We start from the raw sequence: 18,069 nt of genomic DNA on the forward strand, positions 1-18,069 counted from the left end.
GTCGCATTCCCGAGACCGCTCGCGTGTCGCCTTCTCCCGATTGTCGGAGGTCGGGGTTACCTTCCTCGCATGACGAACGTGATCTACAACACCGCCACGACCCTCTCCGGCTTCATCGCCGACGACGACGACGCTCTCGACTGGCTGTTCGTCGTCGACCAGCCCGACGACGACAGCTTCGGCTCGTTCCTGGCGAGCGTCGGGGCGCTCGTGATGGGATCGACCACCTACCAGTGGGTCTACGACCACGAGGGTCTCGACGAGCATCCCGAGAAGTGGCGAGCCTCCTACGCCGACCGTCCGACGTTCGTGTTCACGAGCCGCGACCTGCCCGTCCCTGAGGGACTCGACATCCACCTCGTGCGAGGTGCCATCGCCGACCACATCGGCGCCATTGCAGCGGCCGCCGGCGACCGCGATATCTGGGTCGTGGGTGGCGGAGACCTCGCCGGCCAGTTCTACGACTCGGGCCACCTGACTGAGGTCCGCCTCTCCATCGCGCCGGTGACCCTCCCCTCCGGAGCTCCGGTACTCCCCCGCCGCATTGAAGCGGATGCACTGCGCCTGACCTCCGCGCACGCGCGGGGACAGTTCGTGGAAGCCCGCTACGAGGTGAGCTACCCGCGGAGGTGACGAAGGCGTGACCTCGTCGCCAGAGCGAGCACAAGCGCGCCCGCGACCAGAAGCACGATCGAGACGACTGGAAGGCCCACAGCCCAGAGCATCGTCGCGGCCAGCCCGAGGAGCCCCGAGATGATGACCGAGTCGAGCTGCCAGACGAGCCTCGCGAGCACGGACACGTCGCCGACCTCGCTCGGCATGGGCGTCAGGAGCAGCGGAGGGAGGTGCCCGCGGCCCGCTTCGTAGGCTCGCACGGCGACCATGGCGAGGCTTGCGAGCAGGGGCGCGGCACCACCACCGCCACCCGAGACGAGGAGCGTGACTCCGACGACAAGGACGACGACGACCAGCGGGAACGCGGCGTGCAGGAGGAACTGCTCGCCCGTCGGCGTTCCGAAGACGGCGGCCCCTGCGGCAGCGTCGGCCGCATGCCGGAACCCCTCGGTGAACGGGGCCAGGGCGAGGAACATCAGAATGGAGCCACCGAGCGCGGCCAGCGCGGCGACCGCCGACGGGCTGACGGCCAAACCCAGGAGCAGGGCCGCGGCCACAACCCCGACGAGCCCGAACACGGTCCGCTGCGGTGTCCGCAACGCACCGACCCCATCGCGGACCAGCATGGACAGCACGCGCGGCCCGCCGACGACGGCTCGAAGCCCCCTCCCCATCGAGGGCACCTCGCGGTACGCCGCCGATGCGCCCGCCAACTCTCCTGCCGCTGCGGCGAAGGCGGCAGCCTCACGGCGCCGTGCCTGCCGGAGGAGCTCGTCACCCCGCAGTCGATCCAGCAGCCGAGGCACGGAGGCGAGCGCAACCGCAAGGACCCCGAGGAGCACCAGTGCACCGACGAGAACGAGACTCAGGCCCGCGTCATGCCCAAGCCAGCCCTCGAGGGCCGAGTGGAGCCCTCGACCGTTCCCGCCGCTCAGGCCGACGACGCCGGTCCAGATCGACCCGAACCAGGCCCCGACCCCAACGGGCGCCACCCCGAGAAGACCGAGAGCGATCGCCGCCACCCACGCGCGCAGGCTGCCGATGACCTGGCCTACGAGCGCCGCGATCACGCCGAGGCACGCCAGGGCGACGGACGCCGCCACGAAGCACGCCACTGGCACCAGAGGGGCCCCGACGCCCACGACCAACGCGGCCCCCAGGAGACAGGCCAATAGCCCCGTCCCCGCCGAGGCTGCGAGTGCACTCCGCCGGAACGGCCGCCGCAACGAGACGCGCCTCGGCACGTCATTGGAACCGAGGGTGACCGTAGCGAAGGGATCAAGCAGGGCCGGACCACGAGTCGTCCCCACCAGCAGACCGAGGGGTACCACCGCGGCAGCCACGATCCGAAGTTGCTCTGCGAACGCCGGAGACGTAAGCCAGGCGATCGAGGCCGGTTCCAGGAGCGCGATGAACAGCATCCGCGCCAGTGGCGCGACCGCGACGAGCACCACCGCCCCCACAAGGTACGCGCGATACGCACCCTCACGCCGCCGCACGCCCACCGCCCTGGTCGTCGCCATCGCGTTCGCGTTCGCCGGCAAGCCGCAACTCGTCCGCACCCAGCGCCTCGATGAGCGCTCGGCTGTGGGTCGCGACGATGATCGCCGCGCCCCTGTCTCGCTCTTCCACGAGGATGCGGGCAAGCAGCTCACGTCGCTCCTCGTCGAGACGCTGCTCGGGTTCGTCGAGCACGAGCACGTCGAACGGACGCGCCAGAACGGTGGCCAGTGAGAGCAGCTGGAACTGCCCGGACGAGAGCTCGTGCGGGAACCGCGTGGCCAGATGCTCGATGCCGAGGCGCGCCAGCACCGTATCTGCGGAACGCTCCCCCTCGAGCGTGGTGGTCCCCCACGATGCTGCGACGGCCGTCAGATGCTCTCGTGCAGTCAGGGTGAGCGAGAAGGGGACCGACCCGAGCAGAGCCGCGAGGCTGCGCCGGAACCGCGGACTCCGTTCATCCACCGGCCGGTCGTCGAGGAGGATTCGGCCCTCGCTCGGCGTGACGAGCCCGGCCAGCGCGCGGAGCAGCGTCGTCTTCCCTGAGCCGTTCGCCCCCGTCAGGCACAGCACCGATCCGGCCGGCACCGCGAGATCGACATCGGAGAGCACCCGCGTGCCCCCGCGCTTCACCGAGAGACCCTCGACGCGGACGACTGGCACGCAGCCATCCTCCGCTCGACCAGGACCGCGATCACGTCCCCCAGGGCCGGACCCGCTCACGGCCGCAGCCCCTCGACGAACGCTTCGAGGCGGCGCAGCCCTTCGACGAGCTCCGCTCGCGAGGCGGCATAGGAGAGTCTGACGTGGGTCTCGCCCGTGTGCGCTCCGAAGTCGCGGCCAGGTGTCAGCGCGACCTGGGCCTCCTCGAGCGCCCGTCCGCAGAAATCCCACGAGGACAGACCGGTCCGGGACACGTCGAAGTACACGTAGAAGGCTCCGTCGGGCAGGACTGGAACCGGGAGACCGATGCGCTGCAGGCCCTCGAGCACGAGTTCGCGACGATTGGCGAGCTCGACCCGGCGCTCCTCGCAGATCGACAGCGACTCGGGGGTGAACGCGGCGAGAGCGGCAAGCTGCGCCGGTGCCGACGCCGACAGGAAGTAGTTCGTCGCGAGCTTCTCGACGGCCGGGACGAGAGCCTCAGGGAGCACGGCCCAGCCGAGTCGCCAGCCGGTCATGCCGAAGTACTTGGAGAAGCTGTTGATGACGATCGCTTCCGGATCGACGCTCAGGACGCTCCGCGGAGGGGTGCCGTCCTCGCCCGGGTCGGAGAGGTTCAGGTAGATCTCGTCGACGATTCGCCACGCGCCCCGCTCTCGGGCAAACGCGCAGAGGGCACCGAGCTCCTCGAAGGGCACGGAGGTGCCGGTCGGGTTCGACGGCGTCGCGACCATGATCGAGGACGTCCGCTCACCCCAGACCGCTTCGACGCTGGACACGTCGAGCTGGTAGCGGGACTCGATGCTCGTGGGCACGCCGACCACCCGTCCGCCGAAGCTCTCGACCAACTGCCGATTGCAGGGGTACGACGGATCGGCCATGACCACATCGTCACCGGGGTCGGTGGTGGCGGCCACGACGACCAGGAGGGCCGCCGAGGCGCCCGAGGTCACGAGGATGCGGGCCGGGTCGACCTCGACGTCGTGACGGATGCGGTAGAACTCGCTGATCGCCTCGCGGAGCGCTGGGAGCCCGAGCGCGACGGTGTACGGGAGCGGCCGACCATCCATGGCATCGCGCATCGCCTCGCGAACCTGAGGCGGCGCCCCGAAGTCGGGTTCCCCCAACGAGAGCTTGACGACGCGCTTGCCCTCCGCTTCGAGGGCGGCGGCACGCTGCCCGAATGCCATGGCGTGGAACGGCTCGACCGTCTGGGCGCGATGCGAGAGCTTCATACCCCAAGGATGCCAGGTGGCCCGGTCTCAGGGCAGCTGGCGGGTCGTCCGCCGAGCAGCGCGACGCTCAGCTCCTGGTGGCGCCAGCCCCGGTGCGCGCGCCCTGGGACGGAGAAGAGCCCTGGGACGGAGAAGAGGCCTGGTCGTCCGTGATCGCTCGCACTCGCGGGCTCCTGCCCGCTTGGGTGTGCAGCCAGGCGCCCGCCGGGACGGTCTTGATCGACTGCCAGGCGTCCCGGTCGAGGTGCCCAGAGCGGGGCGAGAAGACCTCCTCGAGAAGTCGGGGGTCGTCGCTGATGAACGCCGACGTGCCTTCCTCCAGCCACACCGGCCTGCTCTCCCCTCGTTCTCCGAGGCGTGCGCCTTGGACCCGCAGCGCCCCCGCCCGGTCCTTGGCGATCATGATCGCGGATGGCACGAGCAGCTCCGGGACATCGTCGAGCTCGTCCAGGAATCGTCGCCCCTGGGCCCGCAGCACGACGGACGTCGCCGGCTCACTGGAGAGGCGAGTGAGGAAGATGAGGTCGAGGTGCCTCGTTCGGACCTCGGTGAGCGCCCGCTCCAATGGTCGCGCGAGCAGCCACGGTGCACCCGAGCCGTGGTCGGCGACAACTCGAAGACGCCCTTCGACGATCGCCAATCGGACGTCAGGATGCACGTCCTGGTCCGGATGTACGAGTACTCCCACGGCTCTCCAAACTCACGAGCGGTGTTGCTCCGCACTGAAAATCTCCGCGCAACGTAGCATGCTGACGGAGCAGTGTCGGCGCGTTCGCGACGAATTCGTCTTCACATATGGCCGATACCGCCATCCTCGCCACACCCCGAACGGGGTGCGGTACTGCCCCGATCGTCACTACACTCACTGGCTATGAATGCCCTCGCCCGATCGGCCGGCGGACCCCAGCAGCAGCGCAGCATCCAGACTCGGAGTCGCCTGGTGCTCGCAGCGGCCACCACCTTCGTGGAGTACGGCTTCGCCAGCTCGACCCTGTCGCGCATTCGGGCGAACTCGGGAGTCACGAACGGGGCCTTCTACCACCACTTCGCGACCCGCGAGGCGGTCGCCGAGGCGGTCCTCGGCGAGTACGCGGCGCGGGCATCGAATGCGGTGGCCGAGGCCACGAGGTCGGCGGCAAGCGGCATCGACGCGCTCCTGAAGGTGTCCGTCGCGTTCGCGAAGCTCCTGCAGAGCGATGTCGTGGTCCTCGCAGGCGTCATCGTGACGTCGGAGATCGGCTCGAGCTTCCTGTCGCACGGCTCCTATCTCGACTGGCTCGCGCGCATCCGTCCCGTCATTCGCATCTGCCAGCGAGAGGGCAGCATCCGCGGTGACTTCAGTGCCGACCACGTCAGCTCGCTCTTCGTCTCGTCCTTCACGGGCACGCAGCTGCTCTCTGGGGCGCTGACCGACCGGCAGGACCTCGTGGAGCGTATCGGCGTGCACTGGCGGATGATCCTGCTCGGCCTCACGACGCCCGAGAGCGCCGAGCGCGTCGAGAAGCTCGTGGACTCGGCCTTCGGCGACTACCAGACCACCCGCGTCTCCGAGATGACTGACGACGCGCTGAGCACGTCGCGCACGGAGGAGGCTCAGCATGCCCTTCGCTGATGAGCTCCTCGGAGCCCAACAGGCTTCCGCGATGGTGCAGCTGCTGCAATCGGCGGCCGGAGGCCATCAGCTCTCCGCGACGCGGGCGACCGCTGATGGCCTCGACGGGCTCGCCCTCGGCTCGCGGAGCTCCCACCTCGCCGCCTCCATCTTGGAGGACCTCCCGGTCGGCTACCCCGAGTTCGCCGCGATCATCCGCCGTGCGCTGGAGTCGTCCGCCCTCGAAGGGTGGATGGTGTGGCCGATCTCGAATGCGGTTTCCGCTGCCGCCATCGCCGATGGCGGCGCTGCGGCGTTCGACGACGGCATGCAGCTCCTCGCAGAACTCACCCCTCGGCTGACCTGCGAGTGGGCGGTGCGGCCCATGCTGCGGGCGAGGCTCGAGCGGGCACTCGAGATCATGCTCGAGTGGACCAGGAGCGACGACGAGCATGTGCGTCGGCTCGCGTCTGAGGGGACGCGGCCGTACCTGCCGTGGGGCACTCGAGTCGCCGAGATCACCCGCGATGCGCGGCTGTGCATCCCGATTCTGGATGCGCTCTACCGCGACGACAGCGAGGTCGTTCGCCGTTCGGTCGCCAACCACCTGAACGACATCAGCAGGCACGACGCGGCCCTGGTCTGCGAGACGGCCGCCGCGTGGCTCGCCGACGGTGACGAGCAAACGCCGAGACTCGTTCGCCACGCCCTCAGGACGCTCGTGAAACGGGGAGACCCCGACGCCTTGGCGCTCCTCGGCTTCGGCTCGGCGGAGGTCGTCGTGGAGGGGCCCACGCTCGATCGCGCGAGCATGGTGCTCGGCGAGGAACTGCTCATCACCGCCACCATCATGAATCGCGGTGAGGTCGCGGCGGATCTCGTCGTCGACTACGTCGTGCACCACGTCAAGGCGGACGGCAGCCGCACCCCGAAGACGTTCAAGATCTCGACGACGACACTCGCACCGGGCGCCACGCTCAGCATCAGCAAACGGCACGCCGTCAGACCCATCACCACGCGCCGCTACCATCCCGGCGTGCATGCCATCGAGCTGCAGGTCAACGGTGTCCGGCACGGATTCGCCGAATTCGACCTGGTTCTCGACCCGGTGTGCTGAGATACCCGCATGTCCGAAGAACCCTCCGAAGCAGTCGACACCGAGACCATTCGCCTCGAGCGGAGCGTGGACACCGCTCGGGAGGAGCTGTGGCTGTGGTTCACGGCGAGCGAGAAGACGGCCAAGTGGATCGGCCCGTGGCACTTCACTGACGAGCAGCGCGGCCGGATCGGGCTGCAGCTCGTGGCCGAGGAGGGTGCCCCGGCAAGCGCCGCGACGATCCGGCGCTGCGAGGCCCCGAGCCTGTTGGAGGTCACGACCGAGGATGCAGCCGGATCGTGGCACCTGCGTGTCTCGCTGGCGGAGTCCGGGGTGCGGGGCGAGGCCACTCGGCTCGTCTTCGAGCACTTCGAGGTGCCCGTGGCGATGCTCTCGGACATCCGGGCAGGCTGGAACTACTACCTCGACCTGATGCTGGCTGCCAAGGACGGCCTCGAGACGCCCGTCTTCGAGGACTACCTAGAGGCCCCCTCAGCAGAGGCCTGACCGACCGCGCGATCACCACTTCTCCTCGCATCACCCGAGCGGATGTCATTCCCGGTCATGATGGATGCCGTGTCACATTGTCGATACACAGCATCGGTAGCCTGGGCTCATGCTCGAAGCCCCAACGAACTCCCCCGCCAGCCGCACTGAGGCTGGCGCTGAACTGCCAGATGAGCTGCGCTCTGACGTGCACCTCCTCGGCACCCTGCTCGGCCAGGTCCTGACAGAGACGGGAGGCCCCGAGCTCCTCGACGACGTCGAGCGACTGCGTCGCCTCACGATCTCGGCCTACGAGCACGACGGCGCGGCCGCGAACGACTCGTTCGCCTCCGCCGAGGAGCTCGTGGATGCGCTCTCGCCGGCACGAGCAGACGAGGTCGCGCGGGCGTTCACCTGCTATTTCCACCTCGTGAACCTCGCCGAGGAGCACCACCGCGTGCGCGTGCTTCGCGCCCGCGGCACCTCACCATCGAAGCAGCAGGAAGACACGATCTCGCAGGCGTTCGCGCGCCTGAGCGACGAGATCGGTGCGGAGGCCGCGTCGGTGCGGGTCCGCGCCCTGCGTTTCCACCCCGTCTTCACGGCGCACCCGACCGAGGCCCGCCGACGGGCTGTCTCCTCCGCGATCCGTCGCATCAGCGACCTGCTCGAGGAACGCGACGAGCAGCGGCTCTCGGGTGGCGCATCCGAGGGCAGCCCCGCCGCTCAGGAGCTGACCCGTCGCCTGCTCGAGGAGATCGACCTGCTGTGGCGCACCTCGCCGCTGCGCAGCGACAAGCCGACGCCCGTCGACGAGGTGCGCACCGTCATGGCCGTCTTCGACGAGACCCTCTTCACGACGGTCCCCCGCGTCTACCGCCGAGTCGATGAGGCCCTGCAGGGTGCGCTCTCTGGAACGTCGAAGCCCATCGCCGAACCCTTCGTGCGCGTCGGCTCCTGGATCGGCGGCGACCGAGACGGCAACCCGTTCGTGACCGCGAAGGTCAGCCGTCAGGCCGCCGTCATCGCATCCGAGCACGTCCTCCTCGGCCTCGAGCGCGCCTCGGCTCGAATCGGGCGCACGCTCACGCTCGGCGCCGACACCACGCCCCTCGACGCGGCCGCCGCGACCCTACTCGCGCGCCTCGGCAGCGGCGACGAGAGTGCCGCGGCCGAGATTGCCCAGCGCTCGCCCGGAGAGCCGCACCGCCGCATCCTGCTGCTCATCGCCCGCCGCATCGAAGCCACCCGGAGACGCAACGCGGACCTCGCCTACAAGGTGCCGGACGAGCTGCTGCGGGAGCTGCGCATCCTGCAGGCATCGCTCGTCGCCGCTGGCGCTGGCCGGCACGCCTACGGCGAGCTGCAGCACCTCATCTGGCAGGTCGAGACGTTCGGCTTCCACCTCACCGAGCTCGAGGTGCGCCAGCACTCGCAGGTGCACCGCAAGGTGCTCGCCGAACTCGCCGAGCAGGAGGCGGGCGCGGAGCCCAGCGAGCTGACCGCCGAGGTGCTCGACGTGTTCCGCTCGATCGCGTTCATCCAGGAGCGCCACGGCCCGCGCGCGGCAGGCCGCTACATCGTGTCCTTCACGCAGTCGTCCGAGGACATCGCCAACGTCTACAAGCTCGCCGTCGCGGCGACGGGCCCCGGGGCGACTCCCCCCGCGCTCAACGTGATCCCCCTCTTCGAGACGTTCGCCGACCTGCAGGCGGCTCCTCGCATCCTCGCCGAGATGCTCGAGCAGCCCGAGGTCGTCGAGCTGCTCGCCGGCAACGGGCGCAGGCTCGAGGTCATGCTCGGCTACTCCGACTCCTCGAAGGACGTCGGGCCAGTGGCTGCGACGCTCGCGCTGTACGAGGCGCAGAGCCAGATCGCCGCCTGGGCCCGCGAGAACGGCATCGAGCTCACCCTCTTCCACGGCCGCGGCGGTGCGCTCGGCCGCGGCGGCGGCCCCGCGAACGTCGCGATCCTGGCCCAGCCGCCGCACTCCGTCGACGGTCGCTTCAAGCTGACCGAGCAGGGTGAGGTCATCTTCGCCAGGTACGGCGACCCGGACATCGCGGCCAGGCACATCGACCAGGTCATCTCGGCGACGCTCCTCGCCTCGGCCCCGTCGACGGAGACCCGCAACGCGGATGCCGCCGAGAAGTACGCAGGGGTCGCCGCGACCATGGACTCCGCGTCACGCGAGCGGTTCTTCGCGCTCGTGAAGGCCCCCGGGTTCGCACCGTGGTTTGCCAGAGTGACCCCCATGGAGGAGGTCGGGATGCTCGCCCTCGGGTCGCGCCCCGCCCGCCGCGGCCTCTCCGTTGAGTCCCTGGAAGACCTGCGCGCCATCCCGTGGGTGTTCGCGTGGACGCAGGCGCGCATCAACCTGACCGGCTGGTTCGGCCTCGGCACGGCGCTCGACGCGGTCGGCGACCTCGACCAGCTGCAGGCCGCCTACGCCGAATGGCCGCTCTTCAGGTCGATGATCGACAACGTCGCGATGAGTCTCGCGAAGACGGACGGACGCATCGCCCGCCGCTACCTGGAGCTCGGCGACCGCCCGGAGCTCGCCGAGCTGGTGACGAGCGAGCTCGATCTCACGGCGAGCTGGGTCACCCGGATCACGGGTGGCGCCGAGCTGCTCGAGCGCAAGCCCGTGCTGCAGCGCGCCGTGAAGATGCGCAGCCCCTACGTGGACGCGCTCTCGCTCCTGCAGCTGCGCGCGCTCCGCAGGCTGCGTGACGACGCCAGGAAGCCGGACGGGGATGAGGCCGCCGAGCTCCAGCGACTCCTGCTGCTCTCCGTGAACGGCGTCGCCGCCGGTCTCCAGAACACCGGCTGACGCCGCCGGCGACTCGTGTCGCCGACGCAGCGAGAGGTCGTCATCCCCGCGGGGATGGCGGCCTCTTCGTCGTTGTGGCCCGGCTGGCTGGTGGAGACACGAAAGGGCAAGTCCCTCCCAGGTGCGCGCCTCAGTCGCGGATGACCCTGCCGTCGACGTAGACCCAGCGCCCGTCGCTTCGCCTGAAGCGGGCGCGCTCGTGGAGGAGACCTGCACCGTCGGCGTCACGGTACGACGCCCGGAACTCGACGACCCCCGTCGAGTCGCCCTCTGCGCCGCCGAACTTGTCGACGATCTGCAGACGCCGCCACACCGTGCCGTCTTCGAGCTCGAGGTCCGCCGGGCGGGTCTCCGCATCCCAGGTCGCGTTGAGATAGTCCGGCAACCGGCGAGCGAACGCCGAGTACCGGGATCGCATGAGCGCCTCAGCTGTCGGAGCTGGGGCGCCTGCGTGGAAGACGCCGCAGCACTCGGCGTACGTGGCCCCGCTTCCGCACGGACAGGGCTCGGCCCGAGACTGGGTCTCGGGCTGGGTCTCCGTGCCCGGCGCCGCGTCGTGGGACGCTGCCGTTGCCTCGCTCATTCGCTCGCCGCCGAAGGCTTGGTGGCCTTGCCATCCAGCCACAGGGTGTCCGACTCGTCGCCGTGCGGGCCCGCCTTTCCGACGTGCTTGTCGCTGATCCTCGGACCCTTCTTGATGACGTGCACCAGCGCCATCCCGTGGCCTCGACCGAGGTCGTAGTCCTCCTTGAGCCAGGCGAGGATCTCCCCGGCCTTCGTGGCCTCGCCATCGAGACCCTTCTCCTTCGCGATCGCGATGAACTGACGCGGCGTGAGGCCCGTCTTCTCCTCGATGTTGTCGAGGTACGACTGGAACGACATGGATGCACCCTCCCTGGGCTCGCCTCTGGCCGGAGAACCGTGCTGGCATCCTAACGACCCGACCTTCCTTCCAAATGCCTGCGGATCGGACCTGGCCCGCCGGGGCAGGAGGATGATGAGGCTATGTCGCACCATCCAGCACTGTCGCGGCCGCTGTTCCACGACGCAGACCAGAACTTCGAGGCCAAGGTCGTCCTCGGATCCGTCGGTGCGGGTGCCGGCGATCTGGGCGAGATCTTCGCAACGCTCGCCGCCATCGAGGACGGGAAGCGGGAGTCGTGGATCAGGGCATGGTTCGCCCGAGCCCAGGTCACGCGGCAGCTTGCCGAGGTCTCGACGGACAATGGGCGAACAGCGACGGCCGCCGCCCAGTGGCTTCGCGCATCCGCCTACTACGGCCATGCCCTGAACGCGATCGCTGCGATCGGCGACGATGACGGCTACACGAACGCCTTCGCGCTGCACCGCGCTGCCTGGGACCGCTTCGCGGACCTCCGGCGAGTGCCGCTGGAGCGACTCTCGATCCGCTTCGGGAAGGGAAGGCTCCCCGGCTACCTGCAGCGTCCCGAGGTCGGCGCCGAAGACGGGCCGTCTCCGCTCCTGGTGCTCGTGAACGGCAGCGACGGAACACTCACCGACCTCTACTCCACGATGGGAGCATCTGCCGCCGCCCGGGGCTACGCCGTGCTGTACTTCGACGGCCCCGGCCAGCAGGGCCAGCTCGTCGCCGGGTCGCACTTCAGGTCCGACTTCGAGGCTGTGCTGACGCCGGTCGTCGACACGGCGCTCGGACTCTCCGGCGTGGATGCCTCACGAGTCGCGGTCTACGGCGTCAGCCAAGCCGGCTACTGGGTGCCACGAGCGCTCGCGTTCGAGCACCGCGTGGCCGCGGCCATCGTCGACCCCGGGGTGACGGATGTGTCGACCTCATGGCTCTCGCACCTGCCCACTCCCCTGCGCCACGAACTCGCGAAGGGCGATTCGAAGCACTTCGACCAGTACATGAAGCTGGGTCTCGGCCACAGCGCTGCGGAGCGCGCAGTGTGGAGCTTCCGCGCAAAGCCGTACGCCAGCACCGGCTACTTCGCCGTCTACCGGGAGGTCGAGAAGTATCGCCTCACGGCTGAGCTCGCCAGCTCGATCACGACGCCACTGCTCATCACGGCACCGGAGAACGAGCAGTTCTGGCCAGGACAATCCGAGGAACTCGCGTCGCTTGTCCCCGAAGCAGAGCTCGTCCGCTTCACCGCCGTCAACGGCGCCGACGCACACTGCGAGCCGCTCGCTCGCACCGCGGTCAACGAGGTGCTCCTCGATTGGCTCGATGCGCGCCTCGTTCGCTAGCCTCTCGGCGCTACTCGCTGCGCTTCGCGACGAGCCCGTCCCGCACCTGTCGACGGAGCACCTTGCCGATGAGCGACTTCGGGAGCTCGTCGACCTGCACGACCCGCTTCGGCACCTTGTAGGAGGCGAGGCGGGAGCGGCAGAAGTCACGAAGGGCATCTGCATCGAACGCGGCGCCCTCCCGGAGGACAACGGCGGCAGTCACATCCTCGCCACCGGAGCTGCGGGGCAGGCCGACGACTGCCGCCCCCTCCACGTCGGGATGCGCCGTGAGCGCCTCCTCGACCTCTGAGGGGCTCACGTTGAAGCCCCCCGTGATGATGAGCTCCTTCATGCGGTCGACGACCGTCACGAACCCGTCGTCCGAGACGGTGACGATGTCACCCGTGCGAAGCCAGCCGCCCGCGAGCAGCACCTCCCGCGTCTCGTCGGGGCGCTTCCAGTAGCCCTGGAAGACCTGGGGGCCGCGGATGAGCAGCTCGCCCGGTTCGCCGAAGGCACGCTCCACACTCGGATCCTCGGGGTCGACGACGCGGATGTGCGTGCTCGGGAACGGCACCCCAACCGTGCCGGGGCGGCGGCTCGGACCGACCGGGTTGCCGAGGGCGACCGGTGAGGTCTCGGTCATGCCGTACCCCTCGACGAGGAGTCCGCCGGTGACCTCCTCCCACCGTTCGACGGTCTTCACTGGCAGGCTCATGGCCCCGGAGATCGCGAAGCGGATGCTCGTGAAGCTGACGCCCTTGCGGGAGGACGCCCGCGAGAGCGCGTCGTAGATGGGCGGAACCGCGGGCAGGAACGTCGGCGGCGACGCCTTCGCCGCCGCGACCACGAGATCGACGTCGAACTTCGGGAAGAGGACGAGCTTGGCGCCGAGGCTCATGGCGAAGGTCAGGCACAGCGTCATGCCGTACGCATGGAAGAGCGGAAGGACGCCGTAGAAGATCTCGCGCCCCTCGGTGAGGCCCGGCACCCAGGCGCGTCCCTGCGCCGCGTTCGCGCGCAGGTTGCGGTGCGTCAGGATCGCCCCCTTGGGGTTGCCGGTCGTTCCGCTCGTGTACTGCAGCAGCGCGACGTCATCGATGCCGGGATGCGGCACTCGCTTCGAGATGCGCTTGGCGTTCGCGATGCGCTCCCACTTGAGCACCCTGCGGTCCGAGGGCGCTGCCGTCATGGCCTCGCGCGACTCGCGGGCCTTGGCGATGGGCAGGCGCAGGGCGAGTCGCTTCCCGAACGGGAGCGCCGAGGACATGTTGACGGCGACGATCGTCTCCGGCACCACATCGCTCGGCAGCTCGGAGATGAGGTCCGCGACCTTGTCCCAGACGATCGCGAGCTTCGCGCCGTGATCTTCGAACTGGTGCCGCAGCTCCCGGGCCGTGTAGAGCGGGTTGTGCTCGATGACGATGGCCCCGAGCCGGAGCGCGGCGTAGAAGGCGACGACGTGCTGCGGGCAGTTGGGGAGCACGAGCGCCACCCGGTCTCCGGCCCCGACTCCGAGCTTGCGGAGCCCCTCAGCAGCCCGAGCAACCTGCTCGCCGAGCTCGCCATAGCTGGTCTCCGCCCCGAAGAACTCGAGCGCGGGTCGAGACCCGAACCGCTTGACCGCGTTGTCGAGCAGGTCCACGAGCGATTCCCGAACCTCCGGGATGTCGTGGGGCACGTCCTCCGCGTAGGCGGCCAGCCATGGCCGGGATGCGAGGGCGGAAGTCTTGCTGGTCTCGTTGGCGTCGTTCACCGGGGTCCCTTCGACGATCACGGCTGCGCGCACAGCGGTGCACTCGAACCTTATGACGGGGCGGTTGTGCTGGAGCCGTGCGTCGGTCAGGGCCGTGCCATAGACGGGTCGCGGATGAAAGCACCAGTCCTCTTCTCAGACGAAGGTGACGCCAAACCCATAGCTCGTCCATAGAAAAGTGCTTCAAGCTACAACTATGAAGAAGCCATCGAAGAAAGCCACCATCGGCATCGTCATCGCGGCTGTCGTCGTGGTGATCGGCATCGCGGCCGCAGTGTTCGGCCCCATGATCTACCGCGATGTCATCGCCGCCCCCGCAGCTGAAGCTCCTGCCCTCGAGATCGAATCCACGACCCCGAGCAGCGCGGATGTCGGATCGCTCGCCGGCTCCTGGACCGTCGCCGCTGGCTCCTACGCGGGCTACCGCGTCGACGAGGTCCTCAACGGCACGGATGTGACCGTCACCGGACGCACCGAGACCGTCTCCGGCACTCTCACGACCACCGACACCGAGCTCACGGCCGCCGACATCACGGTCGACGTGGCGTCCATTGCCACCGACGAGCAGCGCCGCGACGAGTACTTCCGCACCGAGGCCATGGACACGACCACGAACCCGGAAGCGACCTTCACGCTCGACGAGCCCGTCGCAGCACTCGATGGCCTCGCCGAAGGCACGCAGGAGACCATCCCGGCGACGGGCACGCTCACGCTCAACGGCGTCAGCCAGCAGGTGAGCATCGACATCACGGCCGGCCTCGACGGCGAGACCGTGCAGGTCGCCGGCAGCATCCCCGTGACCTTCGCCGACTACGGTGTCGAGGCGCCGAACCTCGGGTTCGTCTCCGTCGAGCCCACTGGCGACGTCGAGTTCCTCCTGGTGCTCGAGCGCGCCTAGCCTTCATCGCCCAGCCGACACCTCCGGCCTGGGCTTCGTCCCCAAGCCGCCCCACACGCCCGTCCTCGCACACCATCCGCTGACCAACTTGCGTGACAGAACCGGTGCATCCGGCCAGAACTTGGCCCGGGCAGCCCGCCTGTCACGCAAGTTGGTCGTTTCTGCGTGACGCGGCTTCAGCGCGACCCCGGTTTCAGGCCCCGAGCGCGTCGAGCTTTCCTTGCAGCACCCGGCGCTGCTGCTCGTTGCCGCTCAGCTGGATAGCGACCAGCAGCTCGGAGCGAGCCTCATCCACCCTCCCGAGCTGCACCAGCAGCTCCCCGCGGACGCTCGCGAGCAGCGGACCGCCGTCGAGAGCACCGGATGCACCCAGCCGGTCGACGATCGCCAACGCGCTGGCGGGTCCCGTCGCCATCGACACGGCCACCGCACGGTTGAGCTCGACGATGGGGCTCGGCGCGACGCGTCCGAGGACCTCGTAGAGCAGGACGAGCTGCGGCCAGTCGGTGTTCGCAACGGACGGTGCGACCGCATGACGCTCGGCGATGGCGGCCTGCAGACAGTAAGTGCCTCGCCCTTTGCCCAGCGCATCCGCTCGCGACAGGAGGGTGCGACCGCGGAGGATCGCAGATCGGTCCCAGCGGCGACGGTCTTGGTCTGCGAGAAGGATCGGGGTTCCATCCGCCGCTTCGCGCGCCGCGAAGCGCGAGGACTGCAGTTCCATGAGCGCGACGAGCCCGAACACCTCCGGCTCGCGCGGCAGCATGCTGCTGAGGGAGCGACCGAGGCGCAGCGCCTCGGCCGCGAGGTCGGATCTCAGCCAGCGGTCGCCGGAAGTCGCCGCGTACCCCTCCGTGAAGATGAGGTAGATCACGGCGAGGACTCCCTTGAGACGGACGGTCCATTCGCTGGGGTCGGGCGTCTCGAAGGGCACCTTGGCGGCGCCGAGGCTCCTCTTGGCGCGCACGATGCGCTGCTGGACGGTCGCGACCGGCAGCAGGAAGAGGCGCGCGATCTCGCCAGTCGTCAGTCCGCCGACGATGCGCAGGGTGAGGGCCACCTGGGCTTCGCGGGAGAGCGCCGGGTGGCAGGCGACGAACATGAGCCGAAGGACGTCGTCGCCGATCGGCTCCCACTCGTCGCTCGCGGATGCATCCGCTTCGCTGAGGTCGTGCGCGATGGCGCTGTAGCGCTCGTCGAGTCGCTCGCGCCGCCGCCACCCGTCGATGGCCTTGCGCTTGGCGACGGCCGTGAGCCAGGCACCCGGGTTGACCGGGACGCCCGACTCTGGCCACTGCCTCAGCGCGTCGGCGACCGCTTCCTGCGCAAGGTCCTCTGCGAGGGAGACGTCGCCGACCATCCTCGTCAAGGTGGCGACGATTCTTGCGCTCTCGATGCGCCAGACGGCATCGACCGCCGCCGCGCTCGCACGCCGAGCTCCGCGGGCGTCGACGTCGACGTCGACCTCGACACCATCGGCAGCGGAAGCGGCAGCACCCCCGGCGGAGCCGCCGCGCGTCTCAGGTTCGTGGCCGTGCTCGGAGGCGGTCATGGCCGTTGGCGAGGTGAGGACTCGAGACGTGCCGGGTCTCAGGCGCCCGCCTGTTCCTCGCGCCAGCCCTCTTCCTTGCGGAGGTACTCGTTGTCCTCGTGGCCTTCGAAATCGCTCATGTCGGTGACGCGGCGAACTTCGAGCTTCGACCCTGGACCCTGGAGCGGGGCGCGGGACGCCCACTGGATGGCTTCGTCGCGGGTTGCGGTCTCGATGATCCAGAAGCCGTTGAAGAGCTCATGCGTCTCGCCGTATGGGCCGTCGGTGACGACGGGCTGCTCGCCGGTGAAGTCGACGACAAACGCCGTGCTGAGGTCGTCGGCGAGGCCTTCGCCTGCGAGCAGGACACCGGCCTCCATCATCGACTCGTTGTACTTGCCCATGGCGTTGATGATCTCGGTGAAGTCGGTGTTCTCGTACGAGGCCTTGGCTTCGTCGGTGGCGCGCATGATGAGCATGAACTTCATGATGGTTCTCCTTGTCTGCGACCCATTCGGGGCCGGTTTCAGGGTGCCGGTCAGCACCCTTCTACTATTGCGTCGAACAGGAGCCGGCGGAATCGACACACGTCGGAAACTTCTTTGGATTTTCTTCTGCAGGCCGGTCGGCGCATCCCCACCTCGGGTTGTTACCTTCCGGTCATGACAAGCGATTTCGAACCACGCGTCGACCGGGTCTCCCGGGTGCTGCCAGCGAGCGCATCCCATGTCTACGGGGCTTTGCTGGACCAGCGGGCGCTTGAGTCCTGGTTGCCGCCGCAGGGCATGTCGGGGAGATACCTGAGCTTCGAGCCCTGGGTGGGCGGGCGCAGCGTGCTCGAGCTCACCTACGCGGAGGCGCCGGCGGGTGGCGGGAAGACGTCCCTGTCTCGGGATGTCTCGGCGTCTGTACTCGTGGAGCTCGTCCCCGACGAGCGGGTCTCGCAGCAGGTCGTGTTCGAGTCGGAAGACCCCGCGTTCGCTGGAACGATGACGATGGTGTGGGAGCTGGCGGAGTTCCCTGGCGGAACCTTGGTGACGGTCTCGGCCTACGACGTGCCGAGCGGCATCACTCAGGCGGACCACGTCGACGGTATGTCGTCGTCGCTGGAGAACCTGTCGGCGTTCGTGGGTCGCTCGTGAAGCAGCAGGTGAACTTCGTGACGTTCGCGACTCGTGATCTGGACGAGGCGCGGCGCTTCTACTCGGAGGCGCTGGGGTGGGAGCCGTTGCTGGACGTGGTGGGCGAGGTGCTGTTCTTCCAGATCGGGGCCGGTCAGGTGCTTGGCTTCTTCGATGCGGAGAAGTTCGACCGTGACCTGGGCACGGGCGAGCAGCGGTCGACGGTGTCCGGTGTGACGCTGGCGCACAACGTGGGCAGCCGGGAGGAGGTCGTCGCGGTGGTGTCGGCGATGGCTTCCGGTGGCGGGGTGATGTTGAAGGTGCCGCAGGAGGGTGAGTTCGGCGGGGTCTTCCATGGGCTCGTCGAGGACCCGAATGGCGTCGTCTGGGAGGTGGCGCACAACCCGGGCTGGGCGGTGCTGCCCGACGGTTCCGTCGTCTTCGATCAGGCCGGGCAGGAGTAGCCGGCCTCGAGCTGGGTTCGAGTTCGCGTTCGTGCTCGCTCGCCTTCGCTCGCGACGGTCGTTGTCTGGGGC

The 18,069-nt window shown here is 69.0% G+C and carries 18 protein-coding genes; 9 read left to right on the forward strand and 9 right to left on the reverse strand.

Features of this window, described 5'->3' with window-relative positions; genetic code table 11:
• The first annotated feature begins 69 nt into the window (after positions 1-69).
• Complete coding sequence (locus tag C5E05_RS03825; RefSeq protein ID WP_104341122.1) at positions 70-633, forward strand: dihydrofolate reductase family protein; 564 nt, start codon at positions 70-72, stop codon at positions 631-633.
• Here C5E05_RS03825 and C5E05_RS03830 read toward each other — a convergent pair.
• The 4 genes from C5E05_RS03830 to C5E05_RS03845 form a co-directional block, all read right to left on the reverse strand.
• On the reverse strand, positions 618-1,718 hold the full coding sequence (locus tag C5E05_RS03830) for a hypothetical protein (RefSeq protein ID WP_146081021.1): 1,101 nt from the start codon (positions 1,716-1,718) through the stop codon (positions 618-620). The genes C5E05_RS03825 and C5E05_RS03830 overlap by 16 nt on opposite strands.
• Before the next feature lie 382 nt (positions 1,719-2,100).
• Entirely contained in the window at positions 2,101-2,778 is a 678-nt protein-coding gene (locus C5E05_RS03835; protein WP_258064752.1) for an ABC transporter ATP-binding protein, read from the reverse strand.
• Positions 2,779-2,834: 56 nt separating this feature from the next.
• Complete coding sequence (locus tag C5E05_RS03840; protein ID WP_104341124.1) at positions 2,835-4,013, reverse strand: aminotransferase class I/II-fold pyridoxal phosphate-dependent enzyme; 1,179 nt, start codon at positions 4,011-4,013, stop codon at positions 2,835-2,837.
• Between the two features lie 67 nt (positions 4,014-4,080).
• Positions 4,081-4,701: a hypothetical protein gene (locus tag C5E05_RS03845; protein ID WP_146081022.1), complete on the reverse strand. Its 621-nt coding sequence runs from the start codon at positions 4,699-4,701 to the stop codon at positions 4,081-4,083.
• 183 nt (positions 4,702-4,884) lie between these two features.
• Here C5E05_RS03845 and C5E05_RS03850 point away from each other — a divergent pair, with 183 nt between their 5' ends.
• The 4 genes from C5E05_RS03850 (at position 4,885) to C5E05_RS03865 (ending at position 10,019) form a co-directional block, all read left to right on the forward strand.
• The gene (locus C5E05_RS03850) at positions 4,885-5,625 is read left to right on the forward strand and encodes a TetR/AcrR family transcriptional regulator (RefSeq protein ID WP_104341126.1); all 741 of its coding nucleotides are present in this window, start codon (positions 4,885-4,887) and stop codon (positions 5,623-5,625) included.
• A complete protein-coding gene (locus C5E05_RS03855; RefSeq protein ID WP_104341127.1) occupies positions 5,612-6,721 on the forward strand; it encodes a DNA alkylation repair protein in 1,110 nt (369 codons plus the stop codon). Before C5E05_RS03850 ends, C5E05_RS03855 begins: the two co-directional genes overlap by 14 nt.
• 9 nt (positions 6,722-6,730) lie before the next feature.
• Positions 6,731-7,207: an SRPBCC domain-containing protein gene (locus C5E05_RS03860; protein WP_104341128.1), complete on the forward strand. Its 477-nt coding sequence runs from the start codon at positions 6,731-6,733 to the stop codon at positions 7,205-7,207.
• 109 nt (positions 7,208-7,316) lie between these two features.
• On the forward strand, positions 7,317-10,019 hold the full coding sequence (locus C5E05_RS03865; RefSeq protein WP_104241081.1) for a phosphoenolpyruvate carboxylase: 2,703 nt from the start codon (positions 7,317-7,319) through the stop codon (positions 10,017-10,019).
• A gap of 130 nt (positions 10,020-10,149) precedes the next feature.
• Here the strand turns inward: C5E05_RS03865 and C5E05_RS03870 are convergent, their stop codons facing one another.
• A complete protein-coding gene (locus C5E05_RS03870; RefSeq protein ID WP_104341129.1) occupies positions 10,150-10,602 on the reverse strand; it encodes a YchJ family protein in 453 nt (150 codons plus the stop codon).
• Positions 10,599-10,901, reverse strand: a complete 303-nt coding sequence (locus C5E05_RS03875; RefSeq protein WP_104341130.1) for a DUF4287 domain-containing protein — start codon at positions 10,899-10,901, stop codon at positions 10,599-10,601. Before C5E05_RS03875 ends, C5E05_RS03870 begins: the two co-directional genes overlap by 4 nt.
• A 123-nt stretch (positions 10,902-11,024) precedes the next feature.
• Between C5E05_RS03875 and C5E05_RS03880 the strand changes: the two genes are divergently transcribed.
• Positions 11,025-12,245, forward strand: coding sequence for an alpha/beta hydrolase (locus C5E05_RS03880; protein ID WP_104341131.1), 1,221 nt, complete (start codon positions 11,025-11,027; stop codon positions 12,243-12,245).
• Between the two features lie 10 nt (positions 12,246-12,255).
• On the opposite strand, the gene C5E05_RS03885 is transcribed toward C5E05_RS03880, so the two are convergent.
• Positions 12,256-13,983: a long-chain-fatty-acid--CoA ligase gene (locus C5E05_RS03885; RefSeq protein WP_104242003.1), complete on the reverse strand. Its 1,728-nt coding sequence runs from the start codon at positions 13,981-13,983 to the stop codon at positions 12,256-12,258.
• 196 nt (positions 13,984-14,179) lie between these two features.
• Here C5E05_RS03885 and C5E05_RS03890 point away from each other — a divergent pair, with 196 nt between their 5' ends.
• Positions 14,180-14,881, forward strand: a complete 702-nt coding sequence (locus C5E05_RS03890) for a YceI family protein (RefSeq protein WP_104241077.1) — start codon at positions 14,180-14,182, stop codon at positions 14,879-14,881.
• Between the two features lie 193 nt (positions 14,882-15,074).
• Here the strand turns inward: C5E05_RS03890 and C5E05_RS03895 are convergent, their stop codons facing one another.
• The gene (locus C5E05_RS03895; protein WP_374953443.1) at positions 15,075-16,241 is read right to left on the reverse strand and encodes an RNA polymerase sigma factor; all 1,167 of its coding nucleotides are present in this window, start codon (positions 16,239-16,241) and stop codon (positions 15,075-15,077) included.
• A 230-nt stretch (positions 16,242-16,471) separates the two neighbouring features.
• Positions 16,472-16,900, reverse strand: coding sequence for a YciI family protein (locus tag C5E05_RS03900; protein WP_104241075.1), 429 nt, complete (start codon positions 16,898-16,900; stop codon positions 16,472-16,474).
• 174 nt (positions 16,901-17,074) lie between these two features.
• On the opposite strand from C5E05_RS03900, the gene C5E05_RS03905 reads away from it, so the two are divergent.
• On the forward strand, positions 17,075-17,554 hold the full coding sequence (locus tag C5E05_RS03905) for an SRPBCC domain-containing protein (RefSeq protein ID WP_104242001.1): 480 nt from the start codon (positions 17,075-17,077) through the stop codon (positions 17,552-17,554).
• A 17-nt stretch (positions 17,555-17,571) separates the two neighbouring features.
• Positions 17,572-17,997 (forward strand): VOC family protein, encoded by a 426-nt coding sequence (locus tag C5E05_RS03910; RefSeq protein ID WP_258063109.1) that lies wholly within the window; start codon positions 17,572-17,574, stop codon positions 17,995-17,997.
• Positions 17,998-18,069 lie beyond the last annotated feature (72 nt).

It is taken from the genome of Pseudoclavibacter sp. AY1H1 (assembly GCF_002931055.1).
Classification (GTDB): Bacteria; Actinomycetota; Actinomycetes; order Actinomycetales; family Microbacteriaceae; genus Pseudoclavibacter.

What these genes read in the sequence shown, in the direction of transcription:
- C5E05_RS03880 (WP_104341131.1), top strand. Translation starts at nt 11,025, where the DNA reads ATGTCGCACCATCCAGCACTGTCGCGGCCGCTGTTCCACGACGCAGAC.
- C5E05_RS03875 (WP_104341130.1), bottom strand. Translation starts at nt 10,901, where the DNA reads ATGTCGTTCCAGTCGTACCTCGACAACATCGAGGAGAAGACGGGCCTC.
- C5E05_RS03900 (WP_104241075.1), bottom strand. Translation starts at nt 16,900, where the DNA reads ATGAAGTTCATGCTCATCATGCGCGCCACCGACGAAGCCAAGGCCTCG.
- C5E05_RS03855 (WP_104341127.1), top strand. Translation starts at nt 5,612, where the DNA reads ATGCCCTTCGCTGATGAGCTCCTCGGAGCCCAACAGGCTTCCGCGATG.
- C5E05_RS03895 (WP_374953443.1), bottom strand. Translation starts at nt 16,241, where the DNA reads ATGGTCGGCGACGTCTCCCTCGCAGAGGACCTTGCGCAGGAAGCGGTC.
- C5E05_RS03870 (WP_104341129.1), bottom strand. Translation starts at nt 10,602, where the DNA reads ATGAGCGAGGCAACGGCAGCGTCCCACGACGCGGCGCCGGGCACGGAG.
- C5E05_RS03850 (WP_104341126.1), top strand. Translation starts at nt 4,885, where the DNA reads ATGAATGCCCTCGCCCGATCGGCCGGCGGACCCCAGCAGCAGCGCAGC.
- C5E05_RS03890 (WP_104241077.1), top strand. Translation starts at nt 14,180, where the DNA reads ATGAAGAAGCCATCGAAGAAAGCCACCATCGGCATCGTCATCGCGGCT.
- C5E05_RS03860 (WP_104341128.1), top strand. Translation starts at nt 6,731, where the DNA reads ATGTCCGAAGAACCCTCCGAAGCAGTCGACACCGAGACCATTCGCCTC.
- C5E05_RS03825 (WP_104341122.1), top strand. Translation starts at nt 70, where the DNA reads ATGACGAACGTGATCTACAACACCGCCACGACCCTCTCCGGCTTCATC.
- C5E05_RS03865 (WP_104241081.1), top strand. Translation starts at nt 7,317, where the DNA reads ATGCTCGAAGCCCCAACGAACTCCCCCGCCAGCCGCACTGAGGCTGGC.
- C5E05_RS03905 (WP_104242001.1), top strand. Translation starts at nt 17,075, where the DNA reads ATGACAAGCGATTTCGAACCACGCGTCGACCGGGTCTCCCGGGTGCTG.
- C5E05_RS03840 (WP_104341124.1), bottom strand. Translation starts at nt 4,013, where the DNA reads ATGAAGCTCTCGCATCGCGCCCAGACGGTCGAGCCGTTCCACGCCATG.